Raw genomic sequence first — 20914 nt, 5'->3', positions numbered from 1 at the left:
TGTCTAGACCTGATCGAGAGTCAAGCTTGCACGACGAGAGCCGTCCCCAGCGCTGCCATGACCAGCGCTATCGAGCCGTCGAGCACCCGCCAGGCGGACGGCCGGGCCAGCAGCGGGGCCAGCCACCGCGCGCCGAGGCCGAGGCCGGCGAACCAGGTGAGGCTGGCGACGGCCGCGCCCAGGCCGAACGCCCATCGGTTGGCGTGCTGCTGGGCGACCGAGCCGAGCAGCAGCACGGTGTCGAGATAGACGTGCGGGTTGAGGTAGGTCAGGGCCAGGCAGGTGAGCAGTGTGGCCCGCAGGGTCGTCGGCGCCTTCCCGGCCGGGTCGAGTGTCTGCGGGCGCATCGCCCGGCGGGCGGCCAGCACGGCGTACCCGAGCAGGAAGGCGGCGCCGGCGTAGCGGATCACCGTGATCAGTTGCGGGTGCGCGTTGATCGCCGCGCCGAGCCCGGCGATGCCGGCGGAGATCAGCGCCAGGTCCGAGAAAGCACAGATCAACACCACTGGGAGTACGTGCTCCCCCCGCAGTCCCTGACGCAGGATGAACGCGTTCTGGGCGCCGATGGCGATGATGAGAACGGCAGACGCGACAAAACCGGCTATAGCGGAGGAGAGCATGCCCCGACGCTACGGTCGGAGTTGCCACGTCTCCAGCTAATCATTCTGACGATGGATTAGTTTCCCTAACGTGGATCAGGTGCAGTTGGCGACCTTCCAGGCCGTCGTGGAGCAGGGTAGTTTCGAGGCCGCGGCCCGTGCGTTGCACATCACACCGTCGGCGGTCAGTCAGCGGATTAAGGCGCTGGAGCAGACCGTCGGCCAGGTGCTGGTCCGGCGCGCCAAACCGTGCACCGCGACCACCGCGGGGGAGGCGCTGCTCCGCTTCGCCGGGCAGGTCGCGTTGCTCGAACGAGAGGCCCTCGACCAGGCTCGCGACGACACCCGGATCTCCGTGGTCGTCAACGGGGACTCGCTGGACAGCTGGTTCCTGCCGGTGCTCACCAGGGTTCCCGGAGTGCTGTTCGAGCTGCACATCGACGATCAGGACCATACCGCCGACCTGCTGCGCAACGGCACCGCGATGGCCGCCGTCACCGCCGACCACGTGCCGGTGCAGGGCTGTCGCGTGGAGAAGCTGGGCGTCATGCGCTATCTCGGGGTGGCCGCGCCCGGCCTCGACGTGTCCGATCCGGGCGCCGCGCCGATGCTCGTCTACAACCGCAAGGACCGGCTCCAGCACCGGTTCCTCGGCCGGCGCCAGGAGCCGTCGATCCACTACCTGCCGGCGACGGCCGCGTTCAACCGGTCCCTGCTGCTGGGCCTCGGCTGGGGCATGCTCTTCGAACACGAGGCCCGGCCGCACCTGGAAGCCGGGCGCCTCGTCGAGATCCGGCCCGGCCGGCACCTGGACGTCCCGCTCTACTGGCAGCGCTGGCGGCTCAGGTCCGAGGTGCTGGACAGGCTGACGGCCGAGGTCCAGGCGGCGGCCGCCGAGGTATTGCGGTGAGAAGCACTGCCCTGAGGCCGTCCCACCCGAGGGGTGTCAGCGGTGCCGGCGGGCAGCCGGCACCGCGACGCGATCAGTCGTTGGCGTGCAGCGCGCTGTTCAGCTCGATGCCGGTGCCCTTGCGCGACCGGGCCTCCAGCGCGCCGGACACCGAGTTGCGCCAGAACAGGAGATTGTTCACACCGGACAGCTCGATGGCCTTCACCACACGGCCGTCGGGCAGCGTGATCTTCGAGGCGGCGGTGATGTAGGTGCCCGCCTCGACCACGCAGTCGTCGCCGAGCGAGATGCCGACGCCGGCGTTCGCGCCGAGGAGGCTGCGCTCACCGATCCGCACCTTCTCCTTGCCGCCGCCGGACAGCGTGCCCATGATCGACGAGCCGCCGCCGATGTCGGAGCCGTCGCCGACCACCACACCCTGCACGATCCGGCCCTCGACCATCGAGGTGCCGAGCGTGCCGGCGTTGAAGTTGACGAATCCCTCGTGCATGACGGTCGTGCCGGAGGCCAGGTGGGCGCCGAGGCGGACCCGGTCGGCGTCGGCGATCCGCACGCCGGACGGCACCACGTAGTCGATCATGCGGGGGAACTTGTCCACGCCGTACACCGCCAACTGCCGGCCCGCCACGCGCTCCAGGAAGCGCAGCTCGTCGACCCGCTCCGGCGGACACGGGCCGGCCGAGGTCCAGGCCACGTTCGCCAGCTTGCCGAAGACACCGTCCAGATTGAGCTTGTTCGGCTCGACCAGACGGTGTGACAGCACGTGAAGGCGCAGGTAGGCGTCGGAGGCGTCGGCGATCGGGTCGGCCAGCGACTTGACCACCACCCGAACCTCGACCGTGCTCAGGCCGGAAAGCAGTTTGGGGCCGGTCAGCCCGGCCGGAAGCACCGGCGCGGCGGCCGGTTCCTCGCCGAGGCCCAGGTATCCGGCCGGGAACCAGGTGTCCAGCACCTGTCCCTCGGCGGTCACGGTGGCGAGGCCGATGCCCCAGGCGGGCGAAGTCGAGATCGCGGTTTCCACGAACCGAACCCTACCGGACCCTGAACGAGTGATCGGCGGCGTCGTGGCCCCCCGGTATGGTGCGCTCATGGCGAACCCGCTTACCCCGGACGTGCTGGTCGACCCGGTCGTACTCACCCGTGCACTGGTCGACGTCGAGTCCGTCTCCCGCGACGAGAAGGCGATCGCCGACTTCGTCGAGGACGTCCTCAACCAGGCCGCCCACCTGAGCGTGCGCCGCGTCGGCAACACGGTGATGGCCCGCACCAGGCTGGGCCGCGAACAGCGGGTGATCCTCGCCGGGCACCTCGACACCGTCCCGGTCAACGGCAACCTGCCGTCCACCGTCGTCGACGACCTCATCTACGGCTGCGGCACCTCCGACATGAAGAGCGGCGTCGCGCTCGCCCTGCACCTGGCCGTCACCCTGCCCGACCCGCGTTACGACGTCACCTACCTGTTCTACGAGTCCGAGGAGATCGACTCCGAGTTCAACGGCCTCAACCTGGTCGCCCGGGAACACCCCGAGTGGCTCCAGGCCGACCTCGCGGTGCTGCTGGAACCGACGTACGGCGCGGTCGAGGCCGGCTGCCAGGGCACCATGCAGGCACGGGTGCGCACTTCGGGCCGGCGGGCACACACGGCGCGGTCCTGGCGCGGGGTCAACGCCATCCACGCGGCCGGTGAGGTGTTGCGACGGCTCGACGCGTACCACCCGCGCACCGTGACCATCGACGGCTGCACCTACCGGGAAGGCCTGAACGCGGTCGGGATCTCCGGTGGCGTGGCCGGCAACGTCGTACCCGACGAGTGTGCCGTCGACGTCAACCTGCGGTTCGCCCCCGACCGCTCGGAAGAGCAGGCCGTGGCCCACCTGCGCGAGGTGTTCGACGGCTTCGAGTTGGAGGTCACCGACTCGGCCCCCGGCGCCATGCCCGGCCTCACCGCCGCCCCGGCGGCTGAGTTCCTCGCCGCGATCGGCGTCGAACCGGCCGCCAAGCTGGGCTGGACCGACGTCGCCCGGTTCGCCGCCCGGGGCATCCCGGCGCTCAATTACGGCCCGGGCGACCCGGCGCTGGCGCACGCGCCGGACGAGCACGTCGAGATCGGGAAGATCCGCGACGGCGCCGCCACGCTGTACCGCTGGCTGTCCTCCTAGGCGCTAATCGATCAGTACTCGACGGTCACCCGACCCACCGCGCGCTGGGGCGGCGGGATCTCCATCGTCGCCTCGGGGTCCACGGCCGGTTCGGCGTCGCGTGCCGCGAAGGCCGCGCGCCGTTCCTCCAGCACCAGGCGGATCCGGCGCTGCATCCTGAGCCGCTCGTTTCGGTTCGTCACGGTCGCTGCTCCTTACGCCGGGAGCTCGGGGATGCCAGGTCGGTAACAGTACAGACGCGTCAGAGCTACTGTCGGTTGCTTCAATCTGGCAAAAAGGTCCGCGGGTCGCAATCCTCTTACCGAAACGCAGTCGGTTATTCACCGGGTACTGACCGTCCGCACTACCTTTGTGGCATGACGGAGAGCACCAACGGGCGACCTCAGCCGACACCGGAGCGTCATCGCGGGGCCGTCACTTTGCGACGTGATTCAATCCCGCCGAGCACGGCCGACGAGAAACTACTCGACTCATACCATCGCGGAGAGTGGAAGACCAAGGACGCCTGGCGAGCACTGCGGATACTCTCCGAGTTCGTCGAAGGCTTCGACACGCTCGCCGACCTGCCGCCGGCGGTCAGCGTCTTCGGCTCGGCCCGCAGCTCCGCCGACAGCTACGAGTGCGAGCTGGCGGAGAGCCTGGGCGCGGCACTCGCCGAGGCCGGTTACGCGGTGATCACCGGCGGCGGCCCCGGCGTGATGGAGGCGGCCAACCGCGGCGCCACCAACGCCGGCGGCATGTCCGTCGGGCTGGGCATCGAGCTGCCCTTCGAGCAGGGCCTCAACGACTGGGTCGACGTCGGGATCGACTTCCGCTACTTCTTCGTCCGCAAGACCATGTTCGTCAAGTACGCCCAGGCGTTCGTGGTCCTCCCCGGCGGCTTCGGCACCCTCGACGAGCTCTTCGAGGCGATCACCCTGGTCCAGACGAAGAAGGTCACCAGGTTCCCGGTGATCCTGATGGGCGCCGAGTACTGGGGCGGGCTCCTCGACTGGATGAAGCGCCGGATGCTCGACGAGGGCAAGATCAGTGCCATGGATCTCGATCTCATCCAGGTCACCGACGACGTCGCCGAGGCCGTCCGGATCATCCAGGAGGCCGCCCCGGCCCTCGCCGAGACCGAGGGGGACCGCTGACATGGCCGCTGTCTGCGTCTTCTGCGCCTCCTCCACCACCCTCGAACAACGCTGGCTCGACCTCGCCGCCGACACCGGCCGGGTCCTGGCCGAACGCGGCTACACACTGGTCTCCGGCGGTGGCCGCGTCGGCATGATGGGCGCGGTCACCGAGGGCGCCCGGTCGGCCGGCGGGAACACCCTGGGCATCATCCCGCAGTGCCTGGTCGACCTGGAGGTCGCCGACCAAGCCTCCGGCGAACTGGTCGTCACCACCGACATGGCCGCGCGGAAGAACACCATGATCGACCGGTCGGACGCGTTCCTCACCCTGCCCGGCGGTCTCGGCACCCTCGACGAGCTCTTCGAGGTGTGGACCACGGCGACCCTCGACGTCCACCACAAACCGATGGTCCTGCTCGACCCGGACGGCTTCTACGACGACCTGCTGCGCTGGCTCGGCACCCTCGTCGACCAGAAGTTCGTCCGGCCCGCCGCGATGGAGATGCTGCTGGTCGCGCGTACGGTCCCCGAAGCCGTCGACCTCATCGAGAAGACCCTCGCCGCAGGCCCGGGCGGCGGTCCGTCCGGCGCCGCTTCCGGCACGGCCAGCCCGGCCGAACACTGACGCCCTGGTCCGGGCGCGTTCCATCCTGGACGCGCCCGGCCTGAGCACGCTCCGGCAGGGCGCGCTCCGCCCGGACGTGCTTCGGGCCCGCTTCGGGTCCGGGCGCGACTTCCGGTCCGAGAACGCTTCGGTCCGGGAGCGCTTCGGCCCGGCGGCTTCCGGTCCGGGCGCGCTTCGGCCCGGCACGCTCGCGGTACGCGTCACCCCTGCCGTGCCCACGCAAGAGGCTGTCGCGTCCCGTTTCGGGCCGGGCGCCGGAACCGTCCGCCGGGCCTGATCCGGTCTCCCGCCCGATGCGCCGGACCCGGCGCGTGTTCCCTGACCGGCGTTCCCCCATCGGGTGAGCCCGAACGGCCGCACCCGGATCGGCCGTCCGGATGTGATTCCGGGTCCCGCCCGCTTCCCGGCCCGGAAGAACGTCATACCGGCGTGCTCTCATTGATGCCGTGAGCACGCCGGTTTCCCTTCCCCCAGTGCGCCGGCCCAACTACCGCCTGGTCCGTCGCCCCCGCCCGGTGGTCCCGGAGCTGCCGGCCGACCCGGTGCAGCGCCGGGTCACCGAGCACACCGCCGGGCCGCTCCTGGTCATCGGCGGCCCCGGCACGGGCAAGACGTCGGTGCTGGTCGAGTCGGTCGCCGCCCGCATCGCCGAGGGCGTCGACCCCGAGCGCATCCTGGTGCTGACCTTCGGCCGCCGCGGCGCCGCGGCCCTGCGCGACCGCATCGAGGCGAGGATCGCCGACGACCCCGGCCGCATCGTCCACGAGCCACTGGTGCGCACTTTCCACGCCTACGCGTTCGGCCTGCTCCGGCGAGCCGCGGCCGAGCGTGGCGAGCCCTCCCCGCGTCTTCTCACCGGCCCCGAGCAAGACCTGATCATCCGCGAGCTGCTGGCCGCCGTCGCCGACCCCGACGCTCCCGACGACATCGGCTGGCCCGACGCCCTGCGCCCGGCCCTGCCCACCCGGGCCTTCGCCCAGCAGTTGCGCGACCTGATGCAGCGTGCCGCCGAGCGGGGCGTCGGCCCGGTCGAGCTGGCCCGGCTCGGCGAACGCCTGGGCCGCGACGACTGGCCCGCCGCCGCCCGCTTCCTCAGGGAATACGTCGCGGTGCTGGCCCTGCGCGACGTGACCACCCGCGGTTCGGCCGCCTACGACCCGGCCGAGCTGGTCCGTGCCGCCACCGGCCTGCTCGACGACGACCCCGGCCTGCTCGATGCCGAGCGCCGACGCCTGGCCTTCGTCTATGTCGACGAGCTGGCCGAGACCGACCCCGCCCAGGTCGAGCTGCTCGCCCAGATCGCCGGCGGCGGCAAGCCCCTGGTCGCCTTCGCCGACCCCGACTCGTCGGTCTACGGCTTCCGCGGCGCCGACCCGGCCGTGGTCGCCGGCTTCCCCGCCCGTTTCCGCTCGATCTCCGGCGCCCCGTCCCCGACCGTCGTCCTGCACACGAACTACCGCGCCGCCCCGCCGCTGCTCACCGCCACCAGCCGGGTCGCCCGCCGCATGCGTGGCCCGATCGGCCACCGCCCCATGCACCCCCCAGCGGCCCCGTCGTCCTCGTCCCCTTCCACATCCGCGTCGCCGACGGGTCCGGGCGGGCATCCGGGGTCCGGAGATTCGGCCGAGTCCGGTGCATCGGAGAGCCGAACCGGCTCCGCCGCGTTGGCTGAGTCGCCTGGGTTCTCCAAGTCCGCTGTGTCCGCTGAGCCGGCGGGGTCCTCCGGGCTGGGTGGGCCCGCGGCGTCTGCCGGGTCCGCCCCTGGCGGGACTGTGGAGTTCGGACCGGCGCCCGAAGCGGTCGTCCGCACGTTCCGGTCGACGGCGGCGGAGACCGCCTACATCGCGCACGCCTTGCGCGAGGCGCACCTGCTGCACGGGGTGCCCTGGTCGCGGATGGCGGTGCTGATGCGGTCCACCACCCTCCAGCAGCCGTCGGTGCAGCGGGCGCTGGCCGCCGCCGGAGTGCCGACGATCATCCATCCCGAAGATCTGCCCCTGCACCTGCAACCGGCGGTCGCCCCGTTCCTGCTGTTGCTGCGCTGCGCCGTCGACCCGGACGCTCTCAGTGAAGAGGCCGCCGTCGCGCTGCTGCACTCCCCGCTCGGCGGCGCCGACCCGCTCGCCGAGCGGCGGTTGCGTCAGGGTCTGCGAGCGCTCGCCCTGAGTGCCGGGGACCGTCGGCCCTCCGGCGAACTGCTCGTCGACGCGGTCCGTGACTCGTCCGGTCTCGACCTGGTGGAGCGGCGCTGGGCCCGCCCGGCACAGGCCGTCGCCCGGCTGCTGGCGGTGGCCCGGGAGACGGCCGCCGAGCCCGGCGCCTCCGCCGAGCAGGTGCTCTGGACGGTCTGGCGGGAGAGCGGCCTGCACGATCGCTGGTTCGCGATGAGCACCGGCAATGTTCCGATGCCCGATCAGCGTGACGCGGGCCGAGCCCGGCAGTGGCGGTCGGAGGCCGCCGACCGCGACCTGGACGCGATGGTGGTCCTCTTCGACGCCGCGGCCCGTTTCGTCGACCGGCTGCCCGGCGCCGGTGTGTCGGTCTTCCTCGACCACGTCCTCGGCCAGGAGCTGCCGGCCGACTCGATCGCCCCGAGCGCCGACCGCGGGGAGGCGGTCCGGCTGCTGACCGCACACGCGGCGAAGGGTCTGGAGTGGGAGGTCGTGATCCTCGCCGGAGTCCAGGAGGGAATCTGGCCCGACCTGCGGCTGCGGGGCAGCCTTCTCGGGTCCGAGCGCTTGGTCGACGTCCTGGCCGGCCGTCCCGCCACCGGACCGGAAGCGATCATCGGCGAGACCTCGGCCCTGCTCGACGAGGAGCGGCGTCTCTTCTACGTGGCGACCACCCGGGCCCGTCGCCGCCTGGTGGTGACGGCGGTGGCGTCGGCGAGCGTCGGCGGTTCGGTCGGCGAGGAACAGCCCAGCCGTTTCCTGACGGAGCTGGTCACTCCGAGCCGGGGCCCCGGCGGCGGCGCCCTTCCGCCCGGCCCTCCCGACCACGGCCCCTGGGACACCGGCCCGCCCGGCACCCCGAGCGGTCCGGATGCTCCGAGCGGTCCGAGTGGTCCGGCTGCCCCGGCTGCTCCGGACGGCCTGGATACCCCACGGGGCCCGGAGACGCCGACCGATCGAGAAGCCGCGCACGGTCGACGCACGGCCGACCCCAAAGGCCCCAAAGGCCCGAAAGGCCTGGAGGCCATCGGCCTCCCCGACGCCCCGGGCGCCCGGGATCGCCTGACCGACTCCACCCCCGGCGACGTCCCGCGTGACGATGAGGAGAGGATCGAGGACGAGCCGGCGGGGGATGCCGACGCGGAGCTGCCGGTGGGACGCCCGCCCCGGGCGCTGACGCTGGCTTCGCTGGTGGCCGAGCTCCGTACCGTCGTGGTCAGTGTTTCGGAGACGCCCGGCCGCCGGCGCGCCGCCGCGGCCGAGCTTGCCCGCCTGGCGGCCGAGGGCGTGCCGGGCGCACATCCGGACGAGTGGTGGGGTCTGCGCCCGCTCTCCGACGACCGCCCGCTGGTGGACGAGGGTGAGCCGGTCAAGGTGACACCATCGTCGATGGAGAGCGCGTTGCGGTGCAGCCTGCGCTGGCTGCTGGAGCGGCACGGCGGCGCGGCCCCGGCCGGCCCGGCGCAGGGCATCGGCAACCTGGTGCATGCCGCGGCGATGCTGGCCGAGGACGCGAACGCCGACCGGGAGAGGCTGGTGGAGTACGTGTCGGCCCGGTTCGACTCGATCGAGCTGGCCGCACAGTGGCTGGCCGGCCCGGAGCAGGAGCGCGCGCAGGCGATGGTCGACAAGCTGCTGCGCTGGCTGGCGGTCAATCCGAGGCGGTTGCTGGCGATCGAGCACGAGTTCACCGTCCAGTTGGAGGACGAGCGGAACCCGATCCAGCTGACCGGCCGGGTGGACCGGCTGGAGGTCGATGAGAACGGCCGTCTCGTGGTGATCGACCTGAAGACCGGCAAGACGACCGCCGTCTCCGCGGAGGTGGCGGAGAACGCCCAGCTCGGCGGCTACCAGGCGGCGATCGACGCGGGTGCGTTCGGCGACTTCGGCCGGGACAGCGGCGGCGCGGCGCTGGTGCAGCTGGGCCCGGGCAAGGACGCCCGGGAGCAGATGCAGGTGCCGCTGACCGAGGCGGCCGACCCCAACTGGGCGGATTCGATGGTGCGCCGCACCGCGGCGGCGATGGCCGCCTCCACCTTCTCCGCCATGGCGAACAACCGGTGCCGGGTGTGCCCGGTCCGCACCAGTTGCCCGATCTCCGGCAAGGGCCGACAGGTCGTCGAGCCCGCCCCCGGCCAGCCGCACCGACCGGACCAGGATCGATGACCCAACCGACGCTGTTCGCCGAAGGGCCGAGGCGCCGCCGCCTGGCCGGCTCGGGTCCCCGTTTCACGCCACGTGAGCTGGCCCGGCTGTTGCGCCTGCCGGAGCCGACCGCGGAGCAGGACGCGATCATCGCGGCCCCGGTGCAGCCGTTGCTGGTGGTGGCGGGCGCCGGTTCGGGCAAGACGGAGACGATGGCGTCCCGGGTGGTGTGGCTGGTCGCGAACGGGTACGCCCACCCCGGGGAGATCCTCGGCCTGACCTTCACGCGCAAGGCGGCGGGGGAGTTGGCGCACCGGGTCCGGACCAGGCTGGGGCAGCTCGGCCGCAGGCTGGGCCGCGACGACGCGCTCGCCGGTGAGCCCACCATCTCGACCTATCACGCCTACGCCGCCCGGGTGGTCACCGAACACGGTCTGCGTGCCGGCTTCGAACCGTCGGCGCGCCTGCTGACGGAGGCCGCCCGCTGGCAGATCGTCGATTCGCTGGTCCGCACCTACACCGGCGAGATGACCGGGCTGAACCGTGCGCCCGGTACGGTCACCGACGACGTTCTGGCGCTCTCCGCCGAAATGGCCGAGCATCTGGTCGGCCCGGACGATCTGGCCGCCTGGACCGGCCGGTTCTTCGCCGACGTGCAGGAGTACCCGGGCCGGGTGTACGCCGATGTCGGCGAGATGCTGCGCCGCCAGCAGAACCGGCTCACGCTGCTTCCTCTGGTGCGCCTGTACGCGCAGCGCAAACTCGACCTGGAGGCGATGGACTTCGGTGATCAGATGGCCCGGGCCGCGCTGGTCGCCCGGGATCACCCGGAGGTGGGCGCGATCGAGCGCGGCCGGTTCCGGATCGTGCTGCTCGACGAGTACCAGGACACCAGCCATGCGCAGGTGACGATGCTGAACAACCTGTTCGGCGGCGGGCACCCGGTGACCGCGGTGGGCGACCCCTGCCAGTCGATCTACGGCTGGCGAGGGGCCTCGGCCGGCACTCTGGAGCGGTTCCCCGACGAGTTCCGTGACACCGACGGCCATCCGTCCTGGGTGCGCACCCTGACCCGGAGCTGGCGCAACCGCCCGGAGATCCTGCGGGTGGCGAACGTGGTGTCCGCCCCGCTCCGTGCCCGGGTGAACCAGTTGCAGGCGGCGGAGCGGACCGCGGCGCCGGTCGGCGGCCGGACGGTGACGTGTGCGCTGCTGCCGACGTTCGCCGACGAGGCGAACTGGATCGCCGACTCGATGCTGACCGCCTGGCGTCTGGTCGCCGGCATGCCGGCCGCGGTTCCCGGCGAGATCCCGCTGGACCGCCGCCCGACCAGCGCGGTCCTGGTCCGGGTGCGCAGCCAGATCCCGGTGATCGAGGAGGCGTTGCGGGCCCGTGGCCTGCCGGTCGAGGTGGTGGGCCTGGGCGGGCTGCTGGACACGCCCGAGGTCCGTGACGTGGTGTGCACGCTGCGGGTGCTCGCCGACCCGACCGACGGCGCCTCGTTGTTGCGGTTGCTCACCGGCGCCCGCTGGCGGATCGGTCCCCGTGATCTGGTGGCTCTGCACCGGCGGTCACGGGCGATCGCCGCCGCCCGGGCCGCGGCGGCGGGTGGTGCGGGCGCCGATCCGGAGCAGGTGACCACCGACCGGCTCGACGACGCCACTTTGGTCGAGGCGATGGCCGATCTCGGTTCGCCGCGGCAGTACTCGGCCGAGGGCCACCGTCGCCTGCAGGAGTACGGCCGGGAACTGGCCGCGCTGCGCCGCCGGCTGGATCAGCCGCTGCCCGACCTGCTCGCCGACATCGAGCGCACGATCGGCCTGGATGTCGAGGTGGCGGTGCGCGGGTGGGCGGCTGGGGACGCCGGTCTGGCCCGCGGCCATCTGGACGCGCTGGGTGAGGCCGCCACCCGTTACGTCGCGGAGAACGAGAGCGGCACCCTCGCCGGTTTCCTGGCCTTCCTCGCCGCGGCCGAGGAGGAGGAACGCGGGCTGGAGCCGGGCCAGGTCGACGTGGTCGAGGGCGCTGTGCAGATTCTGACCGCGCACGCCGCGAAGGGCCTGGAATGGGACGTGGTTTCGGCGGCCGGCCTGTGCCGCGGGGTCTGGCCGGGTCTGGCCCGTTCTTCCGACCACTATCTCGGCGGCATCGGCGTGCTGCCGTTTCCGCTGCGTGGTGACTCGTCGGGCCTGCCCGACCTGGATCTCTCCGAAGCGGAGGACCAGAAGGGCGTCGCGGGTGCGCTGGCCGCTTTCGGAAGGGCGTGGCGGGAGCACGACGTGCGGGAGGAGCGGCGCCTGGCCTATGTCGCGGTGACCCGCCCGCGCCGCCTGCTGCTCTGCTCCGGCTACTGGTGGGGCGACGGTGTGAAGCGCCCGCGCGGCCCGTCGGTCTTCCTCGACGAGATCCGGGCCACGTGCGCCGACGGCGCCGGGGTGGTCGACGTCTGGACGCCCGAACCGGCTCCCGGCGACACCAATCCGAGCGATCAGGTGGTGGCGACCGCTTCCTGGCCGGCGGATCCGCTGGGTCTGCGCCGTCCGGCGATGGCGGCCGCCGCCGACCTGATCCGCCGCATGATCGAGAACCCGGATGCTTCGGCCGCGGAGGCCTTCGCCGACCTCGCCACCTCCGATCCGGAGGTGGCGGCCCGCGCGGGCCTCGCCGCCGACCTGGTCGGCCTGGCCGGTTCCGGCGACCTTCCGGACGGCGCCGGCTGGTCAACCCCTTCAACGGTACGAGACATCGAAGCCCCCCCTGCCTCCCCCTCCGACCCACCGGCCGGTCCGGATGCGGCAGGTCCGGAAGCGGCCGGTCCGGAAGCGGCCGGTCCGGAAGCGGCAGGTCAGGATGCGGCCGAGCCGGACCAGGGCGGCGCGGGACGGCCGGACCGGGCCGGGCTGGTGGCCGCGGCCGAGGCGGAGGACCTGGCCGCCGAGGTCGAGGACCCGGACATCGCCCGCTGGCGGCGCGAGGCCCGGCTGCTGCTCGCCGAGCGTGCCGAGCGCACCAGCCGGGACGGCCCGATCGAGGTGGTGGTGCCCGCGCATCTGTCGGTCTCGCAGCTCGTGGTGCTGCGCCGTGACCCGCAGGTGCTGGCGCGCACGCTTCGCCGCCCGCTGCCGCAACGCCCGGCGCCGCAGGCCCGTCGAGGGACGGCCTTCCACGCCTGGCTGGAGCAGCGGTTCGGCGCGGTCCGCCTGCTCGATCTCGACGATCTTCCCGGTGCGGCCGACGACGACGCGGCCGCCGACGAGGAGCTGGCGGCTCTTCAGGAGGCGTTCCTGACCGGCGAGTGGGCGGAGCGGACGCCGGTAGAGGTGGAGGTGCCGTTCGCGACGACCATCGGCGGGGTGGTGGTGCGTGGGCGGATGGACGCGGTGTTCGCCGACCCGGACGGCCGTTTCGACGTGATCGACTGGAAGACCGGCCGGCGTCCCGGCGGTGCGGAGGCCGAGGCCGCGGCGGTGCAGCTCTCGGCGTACCGGATCGCCTGGGCCTCGTTGGCCGGTGTCCCGGTGCGTAAGGTCCGGGCCGGTTTCCACTATGTCCGGGAGCAGGTCACCGTCCGTCCGGCGGACCTGATGGACGCGGCCGCCCTGGCCGCTCTGATCGAGGAGATCCCGGAGGAGTCGCTCTGACCGGCGCCGGGGTGGTCAGAGCGCGGCGGCGAGGAGACGCAGCAGCGCCGCGGCGTAGGCCTCCTCGGCGGTCGCGGCCGGACAGACGTGCTCGTCACCGAGCAGCTCGATCCGTACCAGATGGGTGTCGTTCTCGTGTCGTAGCTCGCGGAACGTGCCGCCGAGCAGCTCGCGAAGCTGGTCTTCGCGGGGCAGCCACAGGGCCTCTTCGAGATCGACGTCGTCGAGCGCCCACTCGGTGGTGCCGTTGAAGCCGATGATCAGCCCTTCCGGGCGGTCGTGCACCTGGATCGTCATGTTGCTGAGCACGAAGAGCTCGTCGTCGAGGTCGCGGTCGGGGATCGCGAAACGGTCGCCGAGCTGTGGCTTCCACGTCAGTCCGGCGGCTTTGAGCTGCCGCGCCACTTGTACTCCGAGCACTTCCGGCCTTCTCCAATCATGCTAGGCTCCCTGGCGTTGTCAGTTTGGTTCCCAAGTACTCAGGAGCGCCTGTGGGGAAGTCTGCCCAAGGCGCTCTTTGTCGTAACCCGGGTTTCTCCGGTACGGGCGATCAGTACGACAGCACGAGACCCGCAGAATGCAGGTCTTACTATTTCGTTCCAGTCCATAATGGCCTGGAGCGATCGATCGTCGAGGAGACGAGCATGGTTACCGGTGTTGTGAAGTGGTTCAACGCGGACAAGGGTTTTGGTTTCATCACCCCGGACGACGGCGGCGCTGACGTCTTCGCCCACTTCTCCGCGATCCAGATGTCCGGTTACCGGGCCCTGGAAGAGAACCAGCGGGTTGAGTTCGAGGTGACCCAGGGCCAGAAGGGTCCGCAGGCCGCCAACATCCGCGCCCTCTGATTCACGCCCGAGTTCCGGCCGCGCGAGCGGCCGGTACCACGTGAGATCGGCGCCGTGCCCGAGCCGGGTGCGGCGCCGATGCCTTTTGCGCCACGAAAACCTGAAGGCTCCCGGCATGCCGGGAGCCTTCTACGATCGGATTCGGTCAGCTGCGGCGCGAGCCGGCACGGCGGGGCCGGATGAGCCGGCCGGGCGCGGTCAGACCGAGTTGGCCGGACTGGGCAGCGGCGCGGTGCCCCCGAGGTGTGCGGGCAGCCACCAGCGGTCGTCCGGGCCGGAGGGCTTGTCCGGGTACGCCGCCTGGACCTCGCCGAGCAGAACGGTCAGCCGCTCTTTCAGCGTCGCCGTGATCTCCTCGGGCGTGGCGTCACCGGTCACCGGGACCGGCTCGCCGATCTTGATGAGGACCGGCACGTGACGCTTGGTCAGCTCCTTCTTCCGCCCCTTGGTCCAGAGCCGGTGCGGGCCCCAGACGGCCATCGGGATGAGCGGGACCCCCGCCTCCTGCGCCATCCGCGCGGCGCCCGACTTCAGCGCCTTGACGGTGAAGGACACGCTGATCGTCGCCTCCGGGAAGACGCCGATGATCTCGCCGCCGCGCAGGGCCTCGATGGCGTGCCGGAAGGCGCCGGTGCCGGCCTTGCGGTCGACCGGGATGTGCCGCATGCCGCGCATCAGCGGGCCGCTGATCTTGTGGTCGAAGACTTCCTTCTTCGCCATGAAGCGCACCAGCCGTTTGGCCGGCTGCGCGCCGAGGCCGCAGTACATGAAGTCGAGGTAGCTCGAGTGGTTGCTGGCCAGCACCGCCCCGCCGTTGCTCGGGATGTGCTCGGCGCCTTCGACCGTGATCTTGTTGTCGAGCACCCGAAACATCGTCTTGACCAAGCCGACGACCGGGGGATACACCAGTTCCATGGCAGCACGGTAACCGAAGTTTCTGGGAACGGCGCGGCTCGCGCGGACGAATCGGGCAGGCTTTGGCGGCTCGTGGGACGATTCCGGCGTGACGCGGGTGACGGCGCCTGTGGTGTTCACTGGTGACATGTCCGAACCGAACCCGCAGAGCTCCGCCTGGGCCCGGCCGGCCGGATCATGGTCATCGGGCACGGTGACCGCCTACGGCGTACCCCCGCAGTCTCCGCCGCCGGCGGCGCCGCCCGCCGCGCCCCCGCCGGATGGACCACGACGGCGCAGGCGGCAGTTGCTGATTTTCGGCGGGGTGGCGGCGGCGATCGTCGCCGCCGGGCTCACCGTGCTGCTCGTCATGATCATCGGTGGTGACGGCAGCCCGTTCAGTGACCGGGCCGCTTCGGCGCCCGACCTGCGGCCGCCGCTGGCGCGGGCGTGCCCGGCGCCCACCGTCTCGCCGGGCGCCACGGCGAGCGCCGCGCCGGGCGCGCCGGCGCCGGTCACCGGCGAGCGCACGGTGGACGAGGCCGCGGGCATCTCCTATCAGCGGTACGGCGCACCCTGGGTCCCGTGGACCGAGGTGTGGAACGCGGGGACGCTCGAGGTGCCCTATCGGGTCGGGCAGCACTTCGTGACCGAGGTCTACCCGGGCGGGCGCTACCACGCCTCGATCCTGTCGGCGGCGGTCCCGGCGACCGACAACGACGCCGTCTCGCTCGACATGGAGTGCGTGGGACGGCAGGTCGCGGCGGACGTGCGGGCCGAGTACTACCCGCAGCCGAACACCATGGAGCCGCTGCGCGACGAGGTGACGACACTGGGTGGGCGCCCGGCATGGGTGAGCGAGTTCCGCCTGCGCTTCACGGCGCCGGGGCTGACCGCCACCGACGAGTACTCCGCGGTGGCGGTCATCGACGTCGGCAAGACGACGGCTGCGGTCCTCTACGTCTCCGTTCCCGGCACCCACAAGCAGTACGACCACGTGGTCCGGGAGGTTCTGGAGTCGGTCCGGCCGCTCTGAGCGCGACGTGCGGCCGGCTCAGCTCCCGGTCAGGCCCCAGCGCTTGCGCAGGGCGTTGTCGGAGGCGTTGAAGAGCTGGTCGACGAGGATGCCGATGACCAGCACCACGATGATGTAGGCGATCACGGCGACGGCGTCGCTCAAATCGCGGGCGGTCTGCATCCGTACGCCGATCGAGACCGTTCCCGGCACGATGACCAGCAGTTCGCCCGCCATCAGGCTGCGCCAGGAGAACGCCCAGCCCTGCTTGAGACCGGAGACGAAGGACGGCAGCGACGCCGGCAGGATCAGGTGCCGGTATTTCGCGAGGCCGGACATGCCCATCACCTGGCCCACCCGCAGCCAGGTCCGGGGCACGTAGTCGATGCCGCTGATCAGGCCGTTCGCCACCGACGGCGCGGCGCCGATGACGACCACGAAGAGGATCGCCTTCTCGCCGAGCTGGAAGAGCAGGATGGCGAGCGGGAACCACATGATCGACGGCATGGTCTGCAAGCCGGTGATCAGTGAGCCGATCGCGGCCCGCAGCGGGGCGAAGCGGGAGACCGCCGCGCCGATCAGGGTGCCGATCGCCACGGCCATCGCGAAGCCGGTGATCGCCCGGGTCATGGTCAGCTGCACGCCGTCCCAGAACTTCGGGGTGATGGCGAGTTCCCCGAGCTCGGCGAGGACGTCGGCCGGCGGCGGGAAGACGTAGGCCGGACGCCACTCGGACAGGTAGACGAGCTGCCAGATGCCGATGACGATGACGATGGCGAGCAGTTTCGGCCAGGTGCTGCTCCAGATACGCCGGCCGAGCTGGCCCTTCTTCCGCTGCGGGCCGAGTTCGAGCGCGTCCAGTCCGCTGACCTGGTCGGCGTTCCGCTGCTCTTCGGTGACCTCAGTGGGCATGACGGGCGACCTCCGCACGGAGCCGGTCAGTGATCTCGGCGGCCTGGCCGGAGACCTCGGGGGAGTCGATGCGGCGGGGCCGCGGGTGGCCGATCTTGAAGTCCTCGATCACCCGGCCCGGCCGGCTGCTCAGCAGGATCACCCGGTCGCCGAGGCGGACCGCCTCGCGCACGTTGTGGGTCACGAAGAGAACGGTGAGCTCCTGCTCGCGCCAGATCCGTTCCAGCTCGTCGTGCAGGATGTCGCGGGTCATCGCGTCGAGGGCGCCGAACGGCTCGTCCATCAGCAGGACGTCCGCGTTCTGGGCGAGCGCCCGGGCCAGAGCGACCCGCTGCCGCATGCCGCCGGAGAGCTCGTGCGGCCGCTTGTCGCCGAACCCGCCCAGCCGGACGGTCTCCAGCAGTTCCAGGGCGCGCTGGCGGCGCTCGGCCCGGCCGACGCCCTGCAGGCGCAGGGGTAGTTCGATGTTGCCGGCCACCGAGAGCCAGGGGAAGAGGGCGGCCTCCTGGAACATCAGCGCGACGTGCCGCCCGCCGATGTCCAGGGTGCCGCTGGTGATCTTGTCGAGTCCTGCCACCAGCGAGAGCAGGGTGCTCTTGCCGCATCCGGAGGCGCCCAGCAGGCAGACGAACTCTCCCCGCTGGACGTCGAGCGAGACGCGGTCGAGGGCGAGCAGGGTGTTGTTCCCGGACCCGTACTGCTTGGAGACGTTCTCGATGCGCACCAGCGCACCGGTGCGAACGTCCGTGGTTTCGAGGATGCTCACTGCTCGCCCTCCCATCGATCCGTCAGGACGCCTTGTCGGTGACCTCGGGCTGCCCGTCCGCCTTCAGCAGGTCGTTCAGCAGCGTGAGGTCGTAGATGCCGTTCAGGTCGACCGGGTCGAGCAGGCCGACACCCTCCGCGTGCTTGGCGCTGGTGAACAGTGAGGACGCGATCGGGTCGTAGGTGAACTCCAGGTTCGTGAACGCGGCCGTGAGGATCTCGTCCTTCAGCGGCTTGCTGGTGAGTGACTCGATCTGGGCGTTCGCGGCCTTCTGGGCGTCGGCGCCGTTGTCCTTGATGAACTTGACCGAGGCGATGTGGCCCTGCAGCAGCTTCTTGACCGTGCCGGGGTACTCCTTGAGGAACTTCTGGCTGACGATCAGGTGGGTGGTCACGAACTCCTGGTTCGGCCACAGCGTCTTCTCGTCGACCAGGACCTTGGCCTTGGACTCGAGGATCAGCTTGCTGTAGTTCGGCTCCGGGACCCACGCGCCGTCGATGGTGCCCTGCGCGAAGGCCTGCACCGCGGTCGCGTTGTCCTGCGGCAGGATCGAGACGTCACCGCCGCCACTGGTGTCGGTGGTGAGGCCGTTCTGCTTCAGCCAGGCGCGCAGTGCGACATCCTGGGTGTTGCCCAGTTGCGGGGTGGCGATCTTCTTGCCCTTGAGGTCCGCCGCGGAGTTGATGCCCTCCTTGACGACCAGGCCGGCGCCGCCCGAGGTGCTGCCCGCGACGATCTTCAGGGCGCTGCCCTTGGACTTGGACCAGCCGTTGATCGCCGGGTTCGGGCCGATGTAGGTGGCGTCGATCGCGCCGGAGAGCAGCGCCTCGATCGCGGCCGGGCCGGCGTTGAAGGTGGTCGCCTCCAGCTTGGTGCTGCCCAGTGACTGGGCGAACAGGCCCTTGCCCACGCCGACCAGCGCGGGGGCGTGGGTGATGTTCGGGAAGTAGCCGAGCTTGATGCTCGACGCCTCGGCGGTCGGGCTCTTCGCCTCGCCGGCATCGGAACCACAGGCGGCCAGTGCGGTCGAGGCGGCCAGGGCGGCCGAGGCGAGGGCGAGCGCACGTATGGTGCGGGAGCTCATGCTCACTCCTAGTTTCGTTTCACTGAGGTGATGGAGAGTTCGGCCAGGGTCTTGTGGTCGACCACACCCTCGATGGCCGCCTCGACGGCGACCCACACGTCGCGCAGCGCCGTCGCCGCACCGTGATAGTTCGCCGTGGACGTGGGGAGCCCGCGCACGGTGGTGAGGGCGCCCCCGACGGCGCGAACGACGTCGCCGACGGTGATCTCCTCGCCCGCGCGGGCCAGGGCGTACCCGCCGTCCACGCCGCGGTGGCTGTGCAGCAGGCCGGCGCGGCGCAGATCGAGCAGGATGCCTTGCAGGAAGCTGAGCGGGATGTCCTGGGCGGCCGCCAGCCCGGCGGCCTTGACCAGGCGGGGGTGCTCGGCGGTGACCGCCAGCATCGCGCGTACGGCGTAGTCCGTGCGGGCCGACACGTACACGGCGCGCCCCCCTTCCGTCGATACCTCGTTATACCTATCTGTTGGATGGGAATAGTGGACCCTATGGGTTTAGTGAGTCAAGCCGGGGTCGCATCGCGGGAATCCGGCATTCAGGTGGCTTTCGGGGTGTTTCGTGCCCGGTATCCGCCGTTGGGGTGACGGGGGGTGGCACCCGTCCGATTCGCGGCGGAAGATCGGCTCCGGATATTGATGTATTTACGCCCCGTCGTCACTCGACTACGGAGGTGAGTCCGCTAGATTCGTACCGTGGCGCCCAAAATCAAGATCCCCGCGACGAAATACCCGGTCGAGCGGTTCACTCTCGGCAACGGTCTGCGTGTGGTCCTCTCGCCGGATCGCAGCGCCCCCGTGGTCGGTGTGGCGGTCGTCTACGACGTCGGCATCCGCAGTGAGCCGGAAGGCCGCACCGGGTTCGCCCACCTCTTCGAGCACCTGATGTTCCAGGGCTCGGAGAACCTGGAGAAGCTGGCGCACTTCCGCCACGTGCAGGGCGCCGGCGGCAGCTTCAACGGCTCCACCCACCTGGACTACACCGACTACTTCGAGGTGCTGCCGTCCGGCGGTCTGGAGCGTGCGCTCTTCCTCGAGGCCGACCGGATGCGCGGCCCCCGGCTGACCGAGGAGAACCTGCGCAACCAGGTCGACGTGGTCAAGGAGGAGATCCGGGTCAATGTCCTGAACCGGCCGTACGGCGGCTTCCCCTGGCTCAAGCTGCCCCCGGTGATGTTCGGGACCTTCGCCAACGCGCACGACGGCTACGGCTCCTTCGAAGATCTGGAGAGCGCCACCGTCGACGACGCCCAGGGCTTCTTCGACCGCTACTACGCCTGCGGCAACGCGGTGCTCTCGGTCGCCGGTGACTTCGACGTGGCTGAGGCGACCGCCATGATCGAGCGGCACTTCGGCGACGTCCCGCCCCGTCCCGCCCCGGTGCTGCCCGACTTCGACGAACCCGACCTGACCGGGGAGCGGCGCGAGTCGTACACGGACCGCATCGCCCCGCTCCCGGCGGTGGCCGCCGGCTGGCGCGTGCCGGACCCGATCTCCGACTTCGAGTCCTACCTGCCGTTCGTGGTCCTGGCCGAGGTGCTCACCGACGGTGACGCCTCCCGGCTGGTCGAGCGGCTGGTCCAGCGTGACCGCACCGCCACCACCCTGGGCGGCTACCTCGGCTTCATGGGCGACGAGTACCAGGTGCGCAACCCGACCGCGATGCTGCTCCAGGCGCACATGCCGCCCGGCGGCGACGCCGGCAAGGTGCTCCGCACCATCGACGAGGAACTCGACCGGCTGGCCGCCGACGGCCTCAAGCCCGGCGAGCTCGACCGGACCCAGGCCCGGATGGCGACCCGTCTGCTGAACGGCACCGACGACGTCCTCGGCCGGGCGCTGCCGATGGCCGTTCTGGAACTGCAGCGAGGACGCCCCGGCCTGCTGAACGACCTGCCGAAGTTGATCAGCGAGGTGCGCGACGAGCAGATCGCCGCCGCCGCGGCCACCCTGCGGCCCGAGCGCCGCGCGTCCGTCGAAGCGATCCCGGGAGCCAGCGCATGATCGACCGCACCGAGCGGCACCTCGCCGCGC

The 20914-nt window shown here is 71.3% G+C and carries 18 protein-coding genes; 9 read left to right on the top strand and 9 right to left on the bottom strand.

Annotation, left to right across the window (positions count from 1 at the left end; translation table 11 throughout):
• Positions 1 to 20: 20 nt before the first annotated feature.
• Entirely contained in the window at positions 21 to 620 is a 600-nt protein-coding gene (locus QLQ12_RS13675; protein WP_282759962.1) for a LysE/ArgO family amino acid transporter, read from the bottom strand.
• A 70-nt stretch (positions 621 to 690) separates the two neighbouring features.
• On the opposite strand from QLQ12_RS13675, the gene QLQ12_RS13670 reads away from it, so the two are divergent.
• Positions 691 to 1509, top strand: a complete 819-nt coding sequence (locus QLQ12_RS13670; protein WP_282759961.1) for a LysR family transcriptional regulator ArgP — start codon at positions 691 to 693, stop codon at positions 1507 to 1509.
• 73 nt (positions 1510 to 1582) lie between these two features.
• On the opposite strand, the gene dapD is transcribed toward QLQ12_RS13670, so the two are convergent.
• The gene (gene dapD, locus QLQ12_RS13665; protein ID WP_282759960.1) at positions 1583 to 2530 is read right to left on the bottom strand and encodes a 2,3,4,5-tetrahydropyridine-2,6-dicarboxylate N-succinyltransferase; all 948 of its coding nucleotides are present in this window, start codon (positions 2528 to 2530) and stop codon (positions 1583 to 1585) included.
• 67 nt (positions 2531 to 2597) lie between these two features.
• On the opposite strand from dapD, the gene dapE reads away from it, so the two are divergent.
• The gene (gene dapE / locus QLQ12_RS13660) at positions 2598 to 3668 is read left to right on the top strand and encodes a succinyl-diaminopimelate desuccinylase (RefSeq protein WP_282759959.1); all 1071 of its coding nucleotides are present in this window, start codon (positions 2598 to 2600) and stop codon (positions 3666 to 3668) included.
• 11 nt (positions 3669 to 3679) lie between these two features.
• Here the strand turns inward: dapE and QLQ12_RS13655 are convergent, their stop codons facing one another.
• Positions 3680 to 3850 (bottom strand): hypothetical protein, encoded by a 171-nt coding sequence (locus QLQ12_RS13655; protein WP_282759958.1) that lies wholly within the window; start codon positions 3848 to 3850, stop codon positions 3680 to 3682.
• Positions 3851 to 4024: 174 nt separating this feature from the next.
• Here QLQ12_RS13655 and QLQ12_RS13650 point away from each other — a divergent pair, with 174 nt between their 5' ends.
• From QLQ12_RS13650 to QLQ12_RS13635, 4 genes are all read left to right on the top strand, one after another.
• The gene (locus QLQ12_RS13650) at positions 4025 to 4804 is read left to right on the top strand and encodes an LOG family protein (protein ID WP_282759957.1); all 780 of its coding nucleotides are present in this window, start codon (positions 4025 to 4027) and stop codon (positions 4802 to 4804) included.
• Position 4805: 1 nt separating this feature from the next.
• Complete coding sequence (locus tag QLQ12_RS13645) at positions 4806 to 5411, top strand: LOG family protein (RefSeq protein WP_282759956.1); 606 nt, start codon at positions 4806 to 4808, stop codon at positions 5409 to 5411.
• A gap of 446 nt (positions 5412 to 5857) precedes the next feature.
• On the top strand, positions 5858 to 9748 hold the full coding sequence (locus tag QLQ12_RS13640) for an ATP-dependent helicase (protein WP_282759955.1): 3891 nt from the start codon (positions 5858 to 5860) through the stop codon (positions 9746 to 9748).
• Positions 9745 to 13368, top strand: coding sequence for an ATP-dependent helicase (locus tag QLQ12_RS13635; RefSeq protein ID WP_282759954.1), 3624 nt, complete (start codon positions 9745 to 9747; stop codon positions 13366 to 13368). Before QLQ12_RS13640 ends, QLQ12_RS13635 begins: the two co-directional genes overlap by 4 nt.
• Before the next feature lie 15 nt (positions 13369 to 13383).
• Here QLQ12_RS13635 and QLQ12_RS13630 read toward each other — a convergent pair whose 3' ends face one another.
• Entirely contained in the window at positions 13384 to 13788 is a 405-nt protein-coding gene (locus QLQ12_RS13630; RefSeq protein WP_282759953.1) for a pilus assembly protein CpaE, read from the bottom strand.
• Positions 13789 to 14012: 224 nt separating this feature from the next.
• Between QLQ12_RS13630 and cspE the strand changes: the two genes are divergently transcribed.
• Positions 14013 to 14216 (top strand): transcription antiterminator/RNA stability regulator CspE, encoded by a 204-nt coding sequence (gene cspE / locus QLQ12_RS13625; protein WP_093619181.1) that lies wholly within the window; start codon positions 14013 to 14015, stop codon positions 14214 to 14216.
• A 198-nt stretch (positions 14217 to 14414) separates the two neighbouring features.
• Here cspE and QLQ12_RS13620 read toward each other — a convergent pair whose 3' ends face one another.
• Positions 14415 to 15131, bottom strand: a complete 717-nt coding sequence (locus tag QLQ12_RS13620; RefSeq protein WP_282759950.1) for a lysophospholipid acyltransferase family protein — start codon at positions 15129 to 15131, stop codon at positions 14415 to 14417.
• Between the two features lie 127 nt (positions 15132 to 15258).
• Here QLQ12_RS13620 and QLQ12_RS13615 point away from each other — a divergent pair, with 127 nt between their 5' ends.
• Complete coding sequence (locus QLQ12_RS13615) at positions 15259 to 16146, top strand: hypothetical protein (protein WP_282759949.1); 888 nt, start codon at positions 15259 to 15261, stop codon at positions 16144 to 16146.
• Between the two features lie 18 nt (positions 16147 to 16164).
• Here the strand turns inward: QLQ12_RS13615 and QLQ12_RS13610 are convergent, their stop codons facing one another.
• The 4 genes from QLQ12_RS13610 to QLQ12_RS13595 are packed head-to-tail and all read right to left on the bottom strand — an operon-like array spanning position 16165 to position 19309.
• On the bottom strand, positions 16165 to 17037 hold the full coding sequence (locus QLQ12_RS13610; protein WP_282759947.1) for an ABC transporter permease: 873 nt from the start codon (positions 17035 to 17037) through the stop codon (positions 16165 to 16167).
• Positions 17027 to 17803, bottom strand: coding sequence for an ABC transporter ATP-binding protein (locus QLQ12_RS13605; RefSeq protein ID WP_407651476.1), 777 nt, complete (start codon positions 17801 to 17803; stop codon positions 17027 to 17029). Before QLQ12_RS13605 ends, QLQ12_RS13610 begins: the two co-directional genes overlap by 11 nt.
• Before the next feature lie 22 nt (positions 17804 to 17825).
• A complete protein-coding gene (locus tag QLQ12_RS13600; protein WP_282759944.1) occupies positions 17826 to 18887 on the bottom strand; it encodes an ABC transporter substrate-binding protein in 1062 nt (353 codons plus the stop codon).
• 8 nt (positions 18888 to 18895) lie between these two features.
• On the bottom strand, positions 18896 to 19309 hold the full coding sequence (locus tag QLQ12_RS13595) for an RrF2 family transcriptional regulator (RefSeq protein ID WP_282759943.1): 414 nt from the start codon (positions 19307 to 19309) through the stop codon (positions 18896 to 18898).
• Positions 19310 to 19576: 267 nt separating this feature from the next.
• Here QLQ12_RS13595 and QLQ12_RS13590 point away from each other — a divergent pair, with 267 nt between their 5' ends.
• Positions 19577 to 20884 carry a M16 family metallopeptidase gene (locus QLQ12_RS13590; protein WP_282759942.1) on the top strand — a complete coding sequence of 436 codons (1308 nt, stop codon included), beginning with the start codon at positions 19577 to 19579 and terminating at the stop codon, positions 20882 to 20884.
• The last annotated feature ends 30 nt before the right edge of the window (positions 20885 to 20914 follow it).

It is taken from the genome of Actinoplanes sandaracinus (assembly GCF_030009775.1).
Lineage (GTDB): Bacteria > Actinomycetota > Actinomycetes > Mycobacteriales > Micromonosporaceae > Actinoplanes > Actinoplanes sandaracinus.
The sequence above is the reverse complement of the archived record's forward strand: the minus strand, read 5'-3'. Positions and strand labels throughout refer to the sequence as shown.